The organism is Pseudomonas sp. PA-1-3F (assembly GCF_021609665.1).
GTDB classification, from domain to species: domain Bacteria; phylum Pseudomonadota; class Gammaproteobacteria; order Pseudomonadales; family Pseudomonadaceae; genus Aquipseudomonas; species Aquipseudomonas paracarnis.
This window is the reverse complement of sequence record NZ_WJZD01000016.1, coordinates 62,348-78,263: the sequence shown is the minus strand read 5'-3', so window position 1 is coordinate 78,263 and position 15,916 is coordinate 62,348. Positions and strand designations below refer to the sequence as shown.

Here is a 15,916-nt window from a genome sequence, read left to right as displayed (position 1 = left end):
CGATTGAAAAAACTCATCGAAGGGCGGAGAAAGGAAGAATTATGAACAAAGGTGAATGTATGGGTGTGAGTGAGGCCGTCATCGCGGGCAAGCCCGGCTCCCACATTTGATCGCATTTCAAACTGTGGGAGTCGGGCTTGCCCGCGATGACGCCTGAACAGGCGCTAAACGACTTCCAGCCGCACCTTGTGCTCATTCAGCACTTGCACCAAGGCCGGCACCGGCTGCTGGTCAGTCACCAGGCAGTCCACCAGGCTGATCGGCCCCAGGCGAATCATGGCATTGCGCCCGAATTTGCTGGAGTCCGCCGCCAGGATCACCTGCCGCGCATTGGCGATGATTGCCTGGGAAACCCGCACCTCCTGGTAATCGAAGTCCAGCAGGCTGCCGTCCTCGTCGATCCCGCTGATGCCCACCAGGGCAAAGTCGACCTTGAACTGGTTGATGAAGTCGACACTGGCCTGGCCCACCACGCCGCCGTCACGGCGTACATTGCCGCCGGTGAGCAACACATCGAAGTCGTCCTTGGCGCTGAGCATGGTGGCAACGTTGAGGTTGTTGGTGATGATTTTCAGGTGGCTGTGATTGAGCAGCGCACGGGCGATGGATTCGGTGGTGGTGCCGATGTTGATGAACAGCGAGGCATGATCGGGAATCTGCGCGGCGATGGCTTCGCCGATGCGTTGCTTCTCGTCGCGCATCTGGTCGGCACGCATGGCGTACGCGGTGTTCTCGACACTGGAGTCATAGGCTGCGCCGCCGTGGTAGCGGCGCAACAGGTTGGCGTCCGCCAGCTGGTTGATATCGCGGCGGATGGTTTGCGGGGTGACAACGAATAGCTGCGCCATTTCCTCGATACTGACGTACCCGCGTTCGCGGACCAGTTCGAGGATTTGTTGTTGGCGGGGAGGCAGATTCATGGGGCGTCCTTTGGGCTGCCATACAAAAGTGGCCCATGATGACGCAGGAATCCGCTCCCTGCCAGTTACACCTGCCGTAAGCCAGCGCTTGGCTTATTCGGCGCCTTCGTGCGGCTCCCAGTCACGGGTGCGGCTCACAGCTTTTTGCCAGCCGGCGTAGAGTTTCTCTTTGGCCGCCTCATCCAGCTGTGGCTCGAACTCGCGCTCGATTACCGCCTTGCCGCGCAACTCGTCCAGGCTGCCCCAGAAGCCACACGCCAGGCCCGCCAGGTAGGCCGCGCCGAGGGCGGTGGTCTCGCGCATTTGCGGGCGTTCTACCTGGGTGCCGAGGATGTCGGCCTGGAATTGCATCAGGAAGTTGTTGGCAACCGCGCCGCCGTCCACGCGCAGGGCCTTGAGGCGTTCGCCCGAGTCCTGTTGCATGGCGTCGAGGACGTCGCGGGTCTGGTAGGCAATCGACTCCAGGGCTGCGCGAATAATGTGGTCTACGCGTACGCCACGGGTCAGGCCGAACAGTGCGCCACGGGCATACGGGTCCCAGTAGGGCGCGCCGAGACCGGTGAAAGCGGGTACCAGGTACACGCCGTTGCTGTCCTTGACCTTGCCGGCAAAGTATTCGGTGTCGTGGGCATCGTTGATGATCTTCAGCTCGTCACGCAGCCATTGCACGGTGGAGCCGCCGTTGAAGACCGCGCCTTCCAGGGCGTAGGCCACCTCACCGCGTGGGCCGCAGGCGATGGTGGTGAGCATGCCGTGCTTGGATTTCACCGCCTTGTCGCCGGTGTTCATCAGCAGGAAGCAGCCGGTGCCGTAGGTGTTCTTGGCCTGGCCCGCTTCCACGCACATCTGGCCAAACAGGGCCGCTTGCTGGTCGCCGGCAATGCCACCGATAGCGATGCCGCTCTTGGTACGGCCATAGATTTCCGACGACGACTTCACTTCAGGGAGCATTTCCCGTGGGATGTCGAGAATCTCCAGCATCTTCGCATCCCACTCCAGGGTGTGGATGTTGAAGAGCATGGTGCGCGACGCGTTGGTGTAGTCGGTGACGTGGGTCTTGCCGCCGGTAAATTTCCAGATCAGCCAGCTGTCGACGGTGCCGAACAGCAGTTCGCCATTGCGCGCACGTTCGCGACTGCCTTCGACGTTGTCGAGGATCCACTTGAGCTTGGTGCCGGAGAAGTACGGGTCGGTCACAAGGCCCGTGGTGTCGCTGATGTATTGCTCATGGCCGTCGCGCTTGAGCTGCTGGCAGATCTCGGTACTGCGGCGGCACTGCCAGACAATAGCGTTATAGATCGGGCGGCCGGTGATCTTGTCCCAGACCACCGTGGTTTCACGCTGGTTGGTGATACCGATGGCGGCCACCTGGTCATGGTGCAGGCCGGCCTGCGCCAGCGCTTCGACCATCACCGCGCTCTGGGTGGCGAAGATTTCCATCGGGTCATGTTCAACCCAGCCAGCCTGCGGGTAGTGCTGGACGAATTCACGCTGGGCGGTACACACCACGTTGGCGTCACGATCGAAGATGATCGCCCGGGAACTGGTGGTGCCCTGATCAAGGGCAATGATGTAGTTCTTATTCTGAAGGTCGGTCATGTCAATTGCCTTGGACGAAATAAGGAAGTCAGAAATCAGCTTGGGCCGCGAAGGGCAGGGGACCAGGCTGGCGCTTTCAGGAAATACGAGTCTTGCCGTTGACAGCCGTGTCAGGTGTTTCTTCAGCGATAGCCGGTGCGGCGCTCGGCAGGTGGCGAGCAATCAGCCCGCGATAGGCCGCAGCGCCCAGGCATGCGCCGACAATCGGAGCGAAAATCGGCACCAGGAAATAAGGAATATCGCGACCGCCAGTAAAGGCCATTTCACCCCAACCGGCGAAAAAGGTCATCAGCTTGGGACCGAAATCCCGTGCCGGGTTCATCGCAAAGCCAGTCAACGGACCCATGGCGCTGCCGATTACGGCGATCAGCAAACCGATCAGCAGGGGGGCCAGGGGGCCGCGTGGCAGGCCGTTGTTATCATCGGTCAGAGCCATGATCACGCCCATCAGGATGGCGGTGATGACCATCTCCACCAGGAATGCCTGGGCCGTGCTCAGCAGCGCATGGGGATAGGTGGAGAACACCGACGCCAATTCCAGGCTGGCTTGGGAGCCGCGGACCATGTGGTGAGTTTGTTCGTAATCGAAAAACAGATTGCTGTAGAGCGTGTACACCAGGGCGGCGGAGCAAAAGGCGCCGGCGACCTGGGCAAGAATATAGAAGGGCAGTTTGCGCTTTTCAAAATCGGCAAAGATGCACAGGGCGATACTGACCGCCGGGTTGAGGTGAGCCCCGGAAATACCGGCACTCAGGTAGATCGCCATGCTCACGCCGACCCCCCAGATGATACTGATTTCCCATAAGCCAAAGCTCGCACCCGCGACCTTGAGCGCGGCGACGCATCCTGTACCGAAGAAGATCAGCAGCGCGGTGCCCAGGAATTCGGCCATGCATTGGCTCGAAAGTGAAGGCTGTTGAAGAGCAGTTGTCATGGAAAACCTCAATTGTTGTTCTTGTCTTGCGCACGGCCTCAACGGGCAGTTGCGCGATATTCACCACGAGAAGGATCCCCATCCTGGATCGTGGCTCACTGCGGAGTACCAGAGAATTATTCCTACGGTATTCGGAAACGAAAAAATATAGACAAGAATGACCGCTGTCAAAGGTCGAAAGTGAACCATTGGTCATTTCCGAACTATTGGTGTGGTGAATGATCATGGCCAAGGCACGTTGCTTTTGCGGTGATAGGTCTGTGCTAGAGCGTTTTAGGTAGGCTTGGCCTAGAATTGGCCATCAGTTTGCCCGCCCGGAGCCGTTATGACCCCTGCATTGGACCTGTTGAAAAAAGTTCGCGCCGAACATCGTGTGCATAGTTATGAACATGATCCCAAGGCAGCCTCGTATGGGCTGGAGGCCGCGGAAAAATTGAGCCTGGACCCGGCCCAAGTGTTCAAGACGCTGCTGGCGAGCAGTGAGAAGGGTGAATTGTTGGTGGCGGTTGTGCCGGTCGTCGGAAGTCTGGACTTGAAAGCCCTGGCTCATGCTGCGGGTGTGAAGAAAGTCGAAATGGCTGACCCGGCAGCGGCGCAGCGTTCCACGGGTTATCTGTTGGGCGGCATCAGCCCGCTGGGTCAGAAGAAGCGGCTGCGCACGTTTATCGATGAAACGGCGCAACCCTTTGCAACGATTTTTGTCAGCGCGGGCAGAAGAGGATTGGAAGTTGAATTGCCAGCGGCGGTGTTGGCTGAACACACCCAGGCCAAATTCGCACCGATCGGGCGGGCCTGATATTCATTCTTTGAAGTCTATGAGGATCAAATGTGGGAGCTGGCTTGCCTGCGATAGCATCAACGCGGTGTAACAGATAACCCGAGTTGTCTGCATCGCAGGCAAGCCAGCTCCTACATTCCGACCCGGTTTTATCAGTGAGCGACGCTGTGGCGGCGCACGCCTGACTCAACAGCAGGAATTTGCGCCGCTGTGCTGCCGGATGCCTGGAACACCACCAAATGCTCAGCCGCCACACGAATCCCCACCTCCGCGCCCACTTGGTGATCGGCATGGCTGGGGAAAATCGACTCCAGCTGAGCGCCGGTCGGCAGCTGTAACCGGTACAGCGTTGAGGCGCCGAGGAAGGTCTTGCCGACGATCCGGGCTTTCAACGCGCTGTCCGGCGCATACACGATATCGTCCGGTCGCAGCAGCACGTCCACCGCAGCGCCGGTCGGCAAGGTGTAGGCACGGTTGCCGCGCAGGTCGCCCAGTTCAGTGCTGACCGATTCGGGCGAGTTCAGCCGACCACGGATGAAATACCCTTGGCCGATGAAACTGGCGACGTAAGGCGTCTGCGGTTCGTGATAGAGGTTGTAGGGCGTGTCCCACTGCTCAAGGCGGCCTTCCTTGAAGACCCCGACGTGATCGCTGACGGCGAAGGCCTCTTCCTGATCATGGGTTACCAGGATCGCGCTGGTGCCGCGAGCCTTGAGGATGTCGCGCACTTCATGGCTGAGCTTGCGGCGCAGTTCGCCATCGAGGTTGGAAAAGGGTTCATCCAGCAACAGCAGTTGCGGCTCCGGCGCCAGGGCCCGGGCGAGAGCGACGCGTTGTTGCTGACCACCGGAAAGCTCATGGGGGAAGCGCTTGCCCAGGTTTTTCAAGTTAACCAGTTCCAGCAACTCGGCGACCACGCGCTCTTTTTGCGGGTGTTTGCGAATGCCAAAGGCGATGTTGTCAGCCACGCTCAGGTGCGGGAACAACGCGTAGTCCTGAAACACCATGCCGATACGACGTTTTTCCGGGGCGAGGGTGAAACCGGCACGGGAGATGACTTCGCCCGCCAGGCTGATTTCGCCTTCATGCACCGGCTCAAAGCCAGCAATCGCGCGCAGGGTAGTGGTTTTGCCACACCCTGAAGAGCCGAGCAGGCAACCGATATCGCCGGCGTTGAGGTGCAGGTTGAGGTTCTGCACGACGCGCTGGTCTTGATAGCCGCATGCCAGATTGCGCAGGTTCAGCAGTAATGACTGGCTCATGCGTGGTGGTACGACGGTGGTACGAGGAATTCGAGCAAGGCTTTTTGCGCATGCAGGCGGTTCTCGGCCTGATCCCACGCGACTGAGCGCGAATCGTCGAGCAGGTCCTGGCTGATTTCTTCGCCCCGGTGGGCGGGCAGGCAGTGCATGAACAGCACGTCTGGCGCGGCCAGGTCGAGCAACGCACGGGTCACCTGGAACGGCGCGAACTGGGCCAGGCGCTTGGCGGTTTCGTCTTCCTGGCCCATGGAGGTCCAGACGTCGGTGCTGACCAGGTGCGCGCCGACCACTGCGTCTTTCGGATCGCGCAGCAGTTGCACACGGCCATCGGCCTTGGCCATGAACTCGGCGCTGGGCTCGTAGCCTTCAGGGCAGGCGATGCGCAGGTGGAAGTCGAACTGGATCGCCGCTTCTATATAGCTGTTGCACATGTTGTTGCCATCGCCGATCCAGGCCACGGTTTTGCCTTGGATCGAGCCACGGTGCTCGAGGAAGGTTTGCATGTCGGCCAGCAACTGGCAGGGGTGCAGGTCATCGGACAGGCCGTTGATCACGGGCACACGGGAGTTGGCGGCAAATTCGGTCAAGGTGCTGTGGGCGAAGGTACGGATCATCACGGCATCGAGCATGCGCGACATCACGATGGCGCAATCGCTGATCGGCTCACCACGGCCCAATTGGGTGTCGCGCGGTGACAGGAAGATGGCCTGGCCACCCAACTGGATCATGCCGGCTTCGAACGACAGGCGTGTGCGGGTCGAGGACTTTTCGAAAATCATCCCGAGTACCCGGTTTTTCAACGGCTCAAACAGTACACCGCGGTTACGCAGGTCTTTAAGCTCAATGCCTCGACGGATCACGCTGACCAGCTCTTCGGGCGTGCAATCCATCAGGGAGAGAAAGTGCCTTGCGCTCATCATTAACTACCTTTTGCAACAGACCGCAGATACTCAAAGCCTTGTTTATTGCGACAACGGGCGAGACCTGCGGCGAAAGCCGCACGGGGCGACGAAATAGGGGAAGACGCGATATTGACATTAAATGTCGCGTTTTACCAATAGGGCTACGGCTTTAGGGGTGTTCAAGCAGGGCGCTGGCGCGCGTTTGAAGACGAATTCCTGACAGCAGCGAGCCATTTGTACACTGGCGTCCAGGCCTTTTGCAATGCGCGGGGGCGGGCTTGGGCCAGGTCGCGTCGGTTTCAGCGCCTGCTGACAAGGTTTCTGAAACATTTGCTCATGCTTAGCCATGCCCTGGCCTATGCCCGTCGATTCACAACGCGAAGGTTGCTGGCGCGCCAAGTGGTCGCGGCCCATAGTTGAGTCAAAGCCCCTATAAAAGAGACTGGCCATGACCAAGACTCTCCACCACCGTGCCTGCCACCTGTGCGAAGCCATCTGCGGCCTCACCCTGGAAACCACCCAAGCCGAAGACGGTAGCCTGGCGATCACCTCGATCAAGGGCGACCCTCTGGACAGTTTCAGTCGCGGCCACATCTGCCCCAAGGCGGTGGCCCTGCAGGACATCCAGAATGACCCGGACCGCCTGCACCAACCCATGCGGCGGGTGGGCAGCGAATGGCAGCCGATTGGCTGGGATGAAGCCTTTGCCCTGGTGGCCGAGCGGCTTGCGGGTATCCAGGCGCGGCATGGGCAGAACGCGGTGGCGGTGTATCAGGGCAACCCAAGCGTGCATAACTATGGGTTGATGACCCACAGCAACTACTTTCTAGGGCTGTTGAAGACGCGCAATCGTTTTTCCGCGACCTCGGTAGACCAACTGCCTCATCACCTCACCAGTCACCTGATGTACGGCCACGGCCTGTTGTTGCCCATACCCGATATCGACCAGACCGACTTCATGTTGATTCTCGGCGGCAACCCGCTGGCTTCCAATGGCAGCATCATGACCGTGCCCGATGTGGAGAAACGCCTCAAGGCCATCCAGGCGCGGGGCGGAAAAGTGGTGGTGGTCGACCCTCGGCGCAGCGAGACGGCAGCCATCGCGGACCAGCATGTGTTCGTACGCCCCGGCGGCGATGCGGCATTGTTGTTTGGGGTGCTCAACACTTTGTTCTCCGAAGGGCTGACACGCGATAGCCATTTGCCGGTGCAAGGCCTGGATGATGTACGCAAGGCGATTACCGGCTTCGATGCCGAGGCCATGAGCCGCCAGTGTGCGGTGCCTGCCGAGCAGATTCGCCAGTTGGCCAGGGACTTCGCCGGCGCTGACAAGGCCGTTTGTTATGGCCGCATGGGGGTCTCGACCCAAGCGTTTGGCACGCTGTGCCATTGGCTGGTGCAACTGATCAACCTGGTGACCGGCAACCTGGACCGTGTCGGCGGCGCGCTCTGCACCAGCCCCGCGGTGGACTTGGTGGCCTCCACCAGCGGCGGCCATTTCAACCGCTGGCAGAGCCGCGTGTCCGGGCGGCCGGAGTACGGCGGAGAACTGCCGGTGTCAGCCCTGGCCGAAGAAATGCTGACCGAGGGTGAAGGGCAGATCCGCGCCCTGGTGACGGTGGCCGGCAACCCGGTACTGTCCACGCCTAACGGCCGCCAATTGGAACAAGCCCTGGACGGGTTGGAGTTCATGGTCAGCATCGACCTGTATATCAACGAGACCACGCGTTATGCCGACCTGATCTTGCCGTCCACCTCGGCGCTGGAAAACGATCACTACGACACTACCTTCAATTTGTTCGCGGTACGCAATGTCACACGCTTCAATCGCGCCATCCTGCCCAAGCCTGAGGGTGCATTGCATGACTGGGAGATCTTTGTCGGCTTGGCCAAGGCGTTCGCGGCGCACACTGGCGCGGTGCTCAAGCCCACCCTGCCACCGGCACAGATGATCGACTTTGGCCTGCGTGGGGGTGCCTATGGTGACGCATCCAGTCATAAACTGTCGGTGGCGATGCTGGCGGATCATCCCCATGGGGTCGACCTGGGGCCGCTCAAGCCCAACCTCGCGGCACGTTTGAAAACCGCGGATGGCAAGGTGCAAGCGGCACCGGCCGTGATCCTGGCAGACCTGGCGCGTTTCGCCGCGCAGCCGGTGCCGGTGGCCGACGAACTGCTATTGATTGGCAGGCGGCATGTGCGCAGCAATAATTCCTGGATGCATAACTATCACCGGCTGGTGAAGGGTAAGCCACGCCATCAACTGCTGATGCACCCCGATGATCTGGCTAGCCGTCAGTTGAGCGATGGCCAGCGGGTGCGGGTGAGTTCGCGTATCGGTATGGTCGAGGTGGAAGTAGCGGCCAGCACGGACATGATGCCGGGTGTGGTCAGCCTGCCTCACGGCTGGGGCCACGGTCGTCCGGGCGTGCAGATGAGCATCGCGAGCGGCCAGCCGGGGGCGAGTGCCAATGACTTGACCGACGAGCGGCAATTGGACGAGTTGTCGGGTAATGCGGCGCTCAACGGCGTACCGGTGAAGGTGGCGGCGGCCTGAGCATCCTGCTGGATTTTTGCGTTACAATGCGCCACCGTGCCGACCCGTGAGTCGCAAAGTTCCTGCAGAGGTGTTCCATGGATATCATCGAAACGATCAAAGAGCAGATTGCCAACAACACCATTCTGCTTTACATGAAGGGCGCACCTAACGCGCCTCAGTGCGGTTTCTCCGCAAAAGCGTCCCAGGCTGTGATGGCATGTGGCGAGAAGTTCGCTTACGTGGATATCCTGCAAAACCCTGAAATCCGCGCCAACCTGCCAAAGTACGCCAACTGGCCGACTTTCCCGCAGTTGTGGGTAGCCGGTGAGCTGGTTGGCGGTAGCGACATCATCACTGAAATGGCAGCTGATGGTTCGCTGCAAGCGCTGATCAAAGACGCAGCGCAAAAAGCAGCAGTCAAGACTGACGCCTAATTGGCGAGCAATAAAAAGCCCCGCTTCTCACAAGAGAGCGGGGCTTTTTTTGAGCTTTTCTGTAGGAGCGAGCTTGCTCGCGAAGGTCGCCCAGGCAACGCGTTAAATCAGATGCGCTGCGTGATCGTTGACGTTCTTCGCGAGCAAGCTCGCTCCTACAGTGATAACAAACGCAGTTATTCGCCCATCTGCGATTGCAGGTAATTCTCCAGGCTGACCTTGTCGATCAGGCCCAACTGGGTTTCAAGCCAGTCGATATGCTCTTCCTGATCTTCCAGGATATCTTCCAACAGTTCACGGCTGCCGAAATCGCCCTTGGTTTCGCAGTGAGCGATACCAGCCTTCAGGTCGCTGTGGCTCTTGCGCTCAAAGCCCAGGTCGCTGCTGATCATTTCCTGGGTGTGCTCGCCGATGTTCAGCTTGCCCAGGTCCTGCACGTTCGGCAGGCCTTCCAGGAACAGGATGCGCTTGATCAGCGCGTCGGCGTCCTTCATGGCCTTGATCGATTCTTTGTATTCACGCTTGCCGAGCTTTTCCAGGCCCCAGTCATCGTACATGCGCGCATGCAGGAAGTACTGATTGATCGCGACCAGTTCATTGGCAAGGATTTTGTTGAGTTGCTGGATGACTGAGATGTCGCCTTTCATGACTGGGGTCCTGCCCTGTAATAGCTGTGTATAGGGCAGAGTCTGAGCGGTGAAAATCCTAGTGTCAAACCTAAGTTATTGAATAATAAATGAAAATTAATCGGAATAAGAATGTTTGTGTTCCGCGTCTTGGCGCTAACTAATTGAATTACAGGCATAAAAAAACCGGACACAAGGTCCGGTTCTTTAAAACATGCCTATCAGGCGTGTGTAAATTCTGTCGAGTAGGGGAGTGCGGCCTGGGCTGTTTGCAGCTGCGTCAGGGTTTCCCGTACCACTTGCTTGGCCAGGCAAGCACATTTGCCGCACTGGCTGGCAACGCCGGTGGTTTCACGCACTTCTTTGTAGCTGCAGCAACCTTCATAGATTGCTTCGCGGATTTGTCCGTCGGTGACGCCAGTGCAGAGGCAGACATACATAAGTGAGAACCGTCGCGGGTTTATGGCTTAAGTGCGATGGATCTTAATGTTAACGAGAATGATTGTCAAAATAGTTTCAGCAGCAATCCGGGGGGAATTGCCCGTGCGCTGACGAACGGTTTTTTCGGTGTATGATGGTCGGTCTTCACGAAGCGTGATTGCGTCATATTTCTGTCTGTTTCCACAGGCAGACTCGACCGGTCCTTTTACTTCAATCGTCACCCCTATATCAGGAGATATCCAATGAGCGTACTCGTCGGTAAACAAGCCCCGGATTTCGACGTACCAGCCGTCCTCGGCAATGGCGAAATCGTAGACAGCTTCAAGCTGTCTGAAGCCATCAAAGGCAAATACGGCCTGGTGTTCTTCTACCCGCTGGACTTCACCTTCGTCTGCCCTTCAGAGCTGATCGCCCTGGACCACCGCATGGACGATTTCAAAGCGCGCAATGTTGAAGTGGTCGCGGTTTCCATCGACTCCCATTTCACCCACAACGCCTGGCGCAACACCGCCATCAACGACGGCGGCATCGGCAAAGTCAAATACACCATGGCTGCCGACATGAAGCACGACATCGCCAAGGCCTACGACGTTGAGTCCGAAGGCGGCGTGGCGTTCCGTGGCGCGTTCCTGATCGACGACAAGGGCGTTGTGCGTTCGCAGATCATCAACGACCTGCCGCTGGGCCGTAACATGGAAGAGCTGATCCGCCTGGTCGACGCGCTGCAATTCCACGAAGAGCACGGCGAAGTCTGCCCTGCCAACTGGAAAAAAGGCGACAAAGGCATGAACGCTTCGCCAGAAGGCGTTGCGGCTTACCTGACCGAGAACGCTGGCAAGCTGTAAGCCAACGTCACGGTACAAAAAAACCGGCCTGAAAAGGCCGGTTTTTTTATGCGTGGGATTTGCCTTCAGTCGTTGAAGTCTTCCCAGCCGCCCATCTGTTTCCACCGATTGACGATGCCGCAGAACAGCTCGGCGGTCTTTTCGGTGTCGTAGCGGGCCGAGTGGGCTTCACGCCCGTCAAAGTCGATACCGGCCGCCTGGCAGGCTTTGGCCAGAACGGTCTGACCGTAGGCCAGGCCGGCAAGCGTTGCGGTGTCGAAACTGGAGAACGGATGAAACGGGTTGCGCTTCATGTCCAGCCGCGCCACGGCGGCGTTCAGGAAGCCCAGGTCGAAACTGCTGTTGTGGCCGACCAGGATCGCACGTTTGCAGCCATTGGCCTTCAACGCCTTGCGCACGCCACGGAAGATATCGGTCAGCGCCGCTTCTTCACTTACCGCCATACGCAGTGGGTGGTCGAGCTTGATCCCGGTGAATTCCAGGGCAGCGGCTTCGATATTGGCGCCTTCAAACGGCTCGACGCGAAAGAAATGGGTGTGCTCCGGGTACACAAAGCCCTGTTCGTCCATGCCGATGGTGGTTGCGGCAATTTCCAGCAAGGCATCGGTGGCGCAGTTGAAACCACCGGTTTCTACGTCGATGACGACCGGCAGATAGCCGCGAAAACGCTCGGCCATCGGATGGCGCGAGCCGCCACCGCCGTGCTCTTGTTCGTCGTCGTAATGGTCTTCACTCACTTGCTTTCCTCCAGCAGGCGCCAGCGCAGTGTTTCACCGGCGCGCAGCGGGATAACGGTCAGCTCGCCAAACGGCAGGCTGGCAGGGGCGGTCCAGTCTTCACGGACCAGGGTAATGCGGTCGGTATTCGCCGGCAGGCCGTAGAAACGCGGGCCGTTGAGGCTGGCGAAACCTTCGAGTTTGTCCAGCGCGTTACGCTGTTCGAAAGCTTCGGCGTACAACTCGATGGCGGCAAACGCGGTGTAGCAGCCGGCGCAGCCGCATGCGGCTTCCTTGGCGTGCTGGGCGTGTGGCGCAGAGTCGGTGCCGAGGAAGAACTTCGGGCTGCCGCTGGTGGCGGCATCCAGCAGTGCCACCTGGTGGGTATTGCGCTTGAGGATAGGCAGGCAATAGAAATGCGGCCGAATCCCGCCCACCAGCATGTGGTTGCGGTTGTAGAGCAGGTGATGAGCGGTGATGGTCGCGCCAACGTTGGCCGACGCTTCGCTGACGAACTGCACCGCATCGGCGGTGGTGATGTGTTCAAACACCACTTTGAGCGTAGGGAACAACTCGACCACACGACGCATGTGTTCATCGATGAAGATTTTTTCGCGATCGAACACATCCACGTCGCCACGGGTGACTTCCCCGTGGATCAGCAATGGCATGCCGACCTCCGCCATGGCTTCGATCGCCGGCAGGATCTTGTCGATACTGGTTACACCGGAATCGGAGTTGGTGGTCGCACCTGCCGGGTACAGCTTGGCGGCGTGCACATAACCGCTGGCCTTGGCTTCACGAATTTCTTCAGGCTGGGTGCGGTCGGTCAGGTAGAGCACCATCAACGGTTCGAAGCGGCTGCCGGCCGGTCGTGCAGCGAGGATGCGCTGGCGATAGGCGTCGGCTTCTGCGGCATTGCGCACCGGAGGTACCAGGTTAGGCATGATGATGGCACGGCCAAACGTGCGGGCCACATCGGCCACGGTTTGGGGTAACGCAGCACCATCGCGAAGATGAATATGCCAGTCGTCGGGACGCAGCAGGGTCAGGCGGTCGGACATTGGGGATTCCAGGCGGGTCAATCTGGTGGGAATGCTACCGGAAAAGACTCTTGCAGGCACTCGCTATCAAGTTTTGCCGGATGCTACCGATATCTCCGGGTATGCCTTAACGATGTATGACGCTTTGAAGTGTTGTAGAAACCAGTGGAGCCTCCCGTGCGCCAGTATTATCTAGCCCTGCTCAGTGTGTTCGCCAGCCTGCCTGCGGCGGCCCTCACGTTCCAGACACGTCTGGAGAATATTGAGTGGAAGGTAGAGGGCGATCAGTTCGAGTGCCGCCTGACCCAGCCGATCACCGATTTCGGTTCCGGTGAGTTCGTGCGCCGGGCCGGCGAGCAGGCAACGTTTCGTCTGAAAACCTATGGCGGCACCCTCGGCGCCGGCTCGGCAACCTTATTGGCCGCGGCCGCGCCGTGGCAGCCGGGCCGAGGTGATATCAACCTTGGGGCCGTGCGTGTCGGCAGCGGCGACGTCCTGTTCAATAGCTCCCAGGCCCAGGCCGGCCGCCTGTTCACGGGTTTGCTTGAAGGGCGCAGCCCGACCGTGCGGCATTACGGGCGTCAAGGCGGCTACTCGGAAATTCGCCTGCTGCCTGTGAAGTTCAACAAGGCGTACAACGATTATCAGGTGTGCACCACCAAGCTGCTGCCCATGAATTACGACCAGGTCAAACAGACTGAAGTGGGCTTCCCCGGTGGTGGTATTGAGCTGGACGCGGCGGCCAAGAAGAAGTTGTCGGTGATCCTGGCATTCATGAAAGCCGATCCCACGGTCAATCATGTCGAGTTGAACGGTCATTCCGACAACAGTGGCAATCGCCTGACCAACCGTGACGTCTCACGGCGCCGCGCCCTGGCGGTGATGGACTACTTCAAGGCCAACGGCATTCAGGAATCGCAAATCACGATGCGCTTCCATGGCGAAAGCTACCCCTTGGCGCCCAACACTAATGCCACCAACCGTGCGCGTAACCGCCGTGTAAATATTCAGCTTGAGCGGGTGGCTGCCCCAGAGAAACCGGCGCCTCAGGCCACTGCGCCGAGCAACCCGGTGGCTACCTCATAAGAGGCGACCATCGGTCGCCCACTCGACATAATCTGTCGCTTTATCTTCATTTGCTGTCGCGCCCCTGTAATTTCACGGTTTTGATCGGTAGAATCGTCGCCTTTCCGTACAACCCCGTGGAGTGATGGCATGGCCGACGTAAACAAGGTCGTTCTCGCGTATTCCGGCGGCCTGGACACTTCGGTGATCCTCAAGTGGCTGCAGGATACTTATAACTGTGAAGTGGTGACCTTCACCGCTGACCTGGGTCAGGGTGAAGAGGTCGAACCTGCACGTGCCAAGGCGCAAGCCATGGGCGTGAAAGAGATCTACATTGACGACCTGCGCGAAGAGTTCGTCCGCGATTTCGTTTTTCCGATGTTTCGCGCCAACACTGTCTACGAAGGTGAGTACCTGCTGGGTACCTCCATCGCACGTCCGCTGATCGCCAAGCGCCTGATCGAGATCGCCAACGAAACGGGCGCCGACGCCATTTCTCACGGCGCCACCGGCAAGGGCAACGACCAGGTACGGTTCGAACTGGGTGCCTACGCACTCAAGCCAGGCGTTAAAGTCATTGCGCCGTGGCGTGAATGGGACCTGCTGTCCCGTGAAAAGCTGATGGATTACGCTGAAAAGCACGCTATTCCGATCGAGCGCCATGGCAAGAAGAAGTCGCCGTACTCAATGGACGCCAACCTGCTGCACATTTCCTATGAAGGCGGCGTGCTGGAAGACACCTGGACCGAGCACGAAGAAGATATGTGGAAATGGACGGTCTCCCCGGAGAACGCTCCAGACAAGGCGCAGTACCTGGAACTGACTTACCGCAACGGTGACATCGTTGCGCTGGACGGCGTTGAAATGACCCCGGCCACCGTACTGGCGACCCTGAACCGTATCGGCGGTCAGCATGGTATCGGCCGTCTCGACATCGTCGAGAACCGTTATGTGGGCATGAAGTCTCGCGGTTGCTACGAAACCCCGGGCGGCACCATCATGCTGCGTGCCCACCGCGCCATCGAGTCCATCACCCTGGACCGTGAAGTCGCCCACCTTAAAGACGAGCTGATGCCCAAGTATGCCAGCCTGATCTACACCGGTTACTGGTGGAGCCCTGAGCGTCTGATGCTGCAACAGATGATCGACGCTTCCCAGGCCCACGTGAACGGTGTCGTGCGCCTGAAGCTGTACAAGGGCAACGTGATCGTCACCGGCCGCAAGTCCGATGAGTCGCTGTTCGACTCCAACATCGCCACCTTCGAAGAAGACGGCGGCGCCTACAATCAGGCGGACGCGGCAGGCTTCATCAAGTTGAACGCACTGCGCATGCGCATTGCTGCCAACAAGGGCCGCTCGTTGTTCTGAACCGTGCGCCCGTCGTGAAAAATGGCCCCTTTTGCAAGGGGTCATTTTTTTTTGCCTGGATTTTAGATGCGGCGCTGTTTATTAGCGTTTAGCGTGTGTTTAAGGATTTTTCCGTAACTTGCGCAATTATTATCCAGTTTATCTTTATGTTTTTAAGGTTGAATGATTTTTTACATCTGAGGAGGAACTATGTCTGACAGAAAATTCACTCATGTAGCTGCAATGGATATGTGAGTTGTTGAATTTTCTGTAGGAATTATGGAAGTGTCGAAATATGTTAAATGGAACTAATGCGGATAGTTTTTTCGGGGCGGTTTGCTGGCGCCATTGCGACAAACAAGGGGTATTTCCTGAAAGACTTGTGCGGCACGTTTACTTTCACGGGCTGATGGTCATGATCTTTCACTCAAAATATGTACGCGTCGAGAAAGGTCTGAAAGCAAC

General features: G+C 58.7%; 15 protein-coding genes. 6 read left to right on the top strand and 9 right to left on the bottom strand.

The window, feature by feature from the left end; genetic code table 11:
- Window positions 1-164: 164 nt before the first annotated feature.
- The 3 genes from GIV26_RS13690 to GIV26_RS13680 all read right to left on the bottom strand — a co-directional run bounded on the left by GIV26_RS13690 (window position 165) and on the right by GIV26_RS13680 (window position 3,453).
- Complete coding sequence (locus tag GIV26_RS13690; RefSeq protein ID WP_003188962.1) at window positions 165-920, bottom strand: DeoR/GlpR family transcriptional regulator; 756 nt, start codon at window positions 918-920, stop codon at window positions 165-167.
- A gap of 93 nt (window positions 921-1,013) precedes the next feature.
- Window positions 1,014-2,519, bottom strand: coding sequence for a glycerol kinase GlpK (gene glpK, locus GIV26_RS13685; RefSeq protein ID WP_032893327.1), 1,506 nt, complete (start codon window positions 2,517-2,519; stop codon window positions 1,014-1,016).
- Between the two features lie 76 nt (window positions 2,520-2,595).
- A complete protein-coding gene (locus GIV26_RS13680; RefSeq protein WP_014717136.1) occupies window positions 2,596-3,453 on the bottom strand; it encodes an MIP/aquaporin family protein in 858 nt (285 codons plus the stop codon).
- Window positions 3,454-3,778: 325 nt separating this feature from the next.
- Here GIV26_RS13680 and ybaK point away from each other — a divergent pair, with 325 nt between their 5' ends.
- Complete coding sequence (gene ybaK, locus GIV26_RS13675; protein WP_014717137.1) at window positions 3,779-4,249, top strand: Cys-tRNA(Pro) deacylase; 471 nt, start codon at window positions 3,779-3,781, stop codon at window positions 4,247-4,249.
- Between the two features lie 134 nt (window positions 4,250-4,383).
- Here the strand turns inward: ybaK and GIV26_RS13670 are convergent, their stop codons facing one another.
- A complete protein-coding gene (locus GIV26_RS13670; protein ID WP_034126462.1) occupies window positions 4,384-5,493 on the bottom strand; it encodes an ABC transporter ATP-binding protein in 1,110 nt (369 codons plus the stop codon).
- Complete coding sequence (gene argF, locus GIV26_RS13665) at window positions 5,490-6,410, bottom strand: ornithine carbamoyltransferase (protein ID WP_034126463.1); 921 nt, start codon at window positions 6,408-6,410, stop codon at window positions 5,490-5,492. Before argF ends, GIV26_RS13670 begins: the two co-directional genes overlap by 4 nt.
- Before the next feature lie 433 nt (window positions 6,411-6,843).
- Here argF and GIV26_RS13660 point away from each other — a divergent pair, with 433 nt between their 5' ends.
- Window positions 6,844-8,952 carry a molybdopterin oxidoreductase family protein gene (locus tag GIV26_RS13660; RefSeq protein ID WP_236281094.1) on the top strand — a complete coding sequence of 703 codons (2,109 nt, stop codon included), beginning with the start codon at window positions 6,844-6,846 and terminating at the stop codon, window positions 8,950-8,952.
- 77 nt (window positions 8,953-9,029) lie between these two features.
- A complete protein-coding gene (grxD, locus tag GIV26_RS13655; RefSeq protein ID WP_054898038.1) occupies window positions 9,030-9,368 on the top strand; it encodes a Grx4 family monothiol glutaredoxin in 339 nt (112 codons plus the stop codon).
- Window positions 9,369-9,544: 176 nt separating this feature from the next.
- Here grxD and bfr read toward each other — a convergent pair whose 3' ends face one another.
- Window positions 9,545-10,015 carry a bacterioferritin gene (bfr, locus tag GIV26_RS13650; protein ID WP_054898039.1) on the bottom strand — a complete coding sequence of 157 codons (471 nt, stop codon included), beginning with the start codon at window positions 10,013-10,015 and terminating at the stop codon, window positions 9,545-9,547.
- A gap of 200 nt (window positions 10,016-10,215) precedes the next feature.
- The gene (locus GIV26_RS13645) at window positions 10,216-10,434 is read right to left on the bottom strand and encodes a bacterioferritin-associated ferredoxin (RefSeq protein WP_017526354.1); all 219 of its coding nucleotides are present in this window, start codon (window positions 10,432-10,434) and stop codon (window positions 10,216-10,218) included.
- Window positions 10,435-10,677: 243 nt separating this feature from the next.
- On the opposite strand from GIV26_RS13645, the gene GIV26_RS13640 reads away from it, so the two are divergent.
- Window positions 10,678-11,280 (top strand): peroxiredoxin, encoded by a 603-nt coding sequence (locus tag GIV26_RS13640; protein WP_003172097.1) that lies wholly within the window; start codon window positions 10,678-10,680, stop codon window positions 11,278-11,280.
- Window positions 11,281-11,345: 65 nt separating this feature from the next.
- On the opposite strand, the gene rnt is transcribed toward GIV26_RS13640, so the two are convergent.
- Window positions 11,346-12,017: a ribonuclease T gene (gene rnt, locus GIV26_RS13635; RefSeq protein ID WP_003188980.1), complete on the bottom strand. Its 672-nt coding sequence runs from the start codon at window positions 12,015-12,017 to the stop codon at window positions 11,346-11,348.
- Window positions 12,014-13,060, bottom strand: a complete 1,047-nt coding sequence (pyrC, locus tag GIV26_RS13630; protein WP_032893318.1) for a dihydroorotase — start codon at window positions 13,058-13,060, stop codon at window positions 12,014-12,016. The genes rnt and pyrC overlap by 4 nt, the downstream gene beginning before the upstream one ends.
- A 156-nt stretch (window positions 13,061-13,216) precedes the next feature.
- Between pyrC and GIV26_RS13625 the strand changes: the two genes are divergently transcribed.
- Window positions 13,217-14,125: a flagellar protein MotY gene (locus GIV26_RS13625; RefSeq protein ID WP_236281091.1), complete on the top strand. Its 909-nt coding sequence runs from the start codon at window positions 13,217-13,219 to the stop codon at window positions 14,123-14,125.
- Between the two features lie 129 nt (window positions 14,126-14,254).
- Window positions 14,255-15,472 (top strand): argininosuccinate synthase, encoded by a 1,218-nt coding sequence (locus GIV26_RS13620; protein ID WP_003188984.1) that lies wholly within the window; start codon window positions 14,255-14,257, stop codon window positions 15,470-15,472.
- Window positions 15,473-15,916 lie beyond the last annotated feature (444 nt).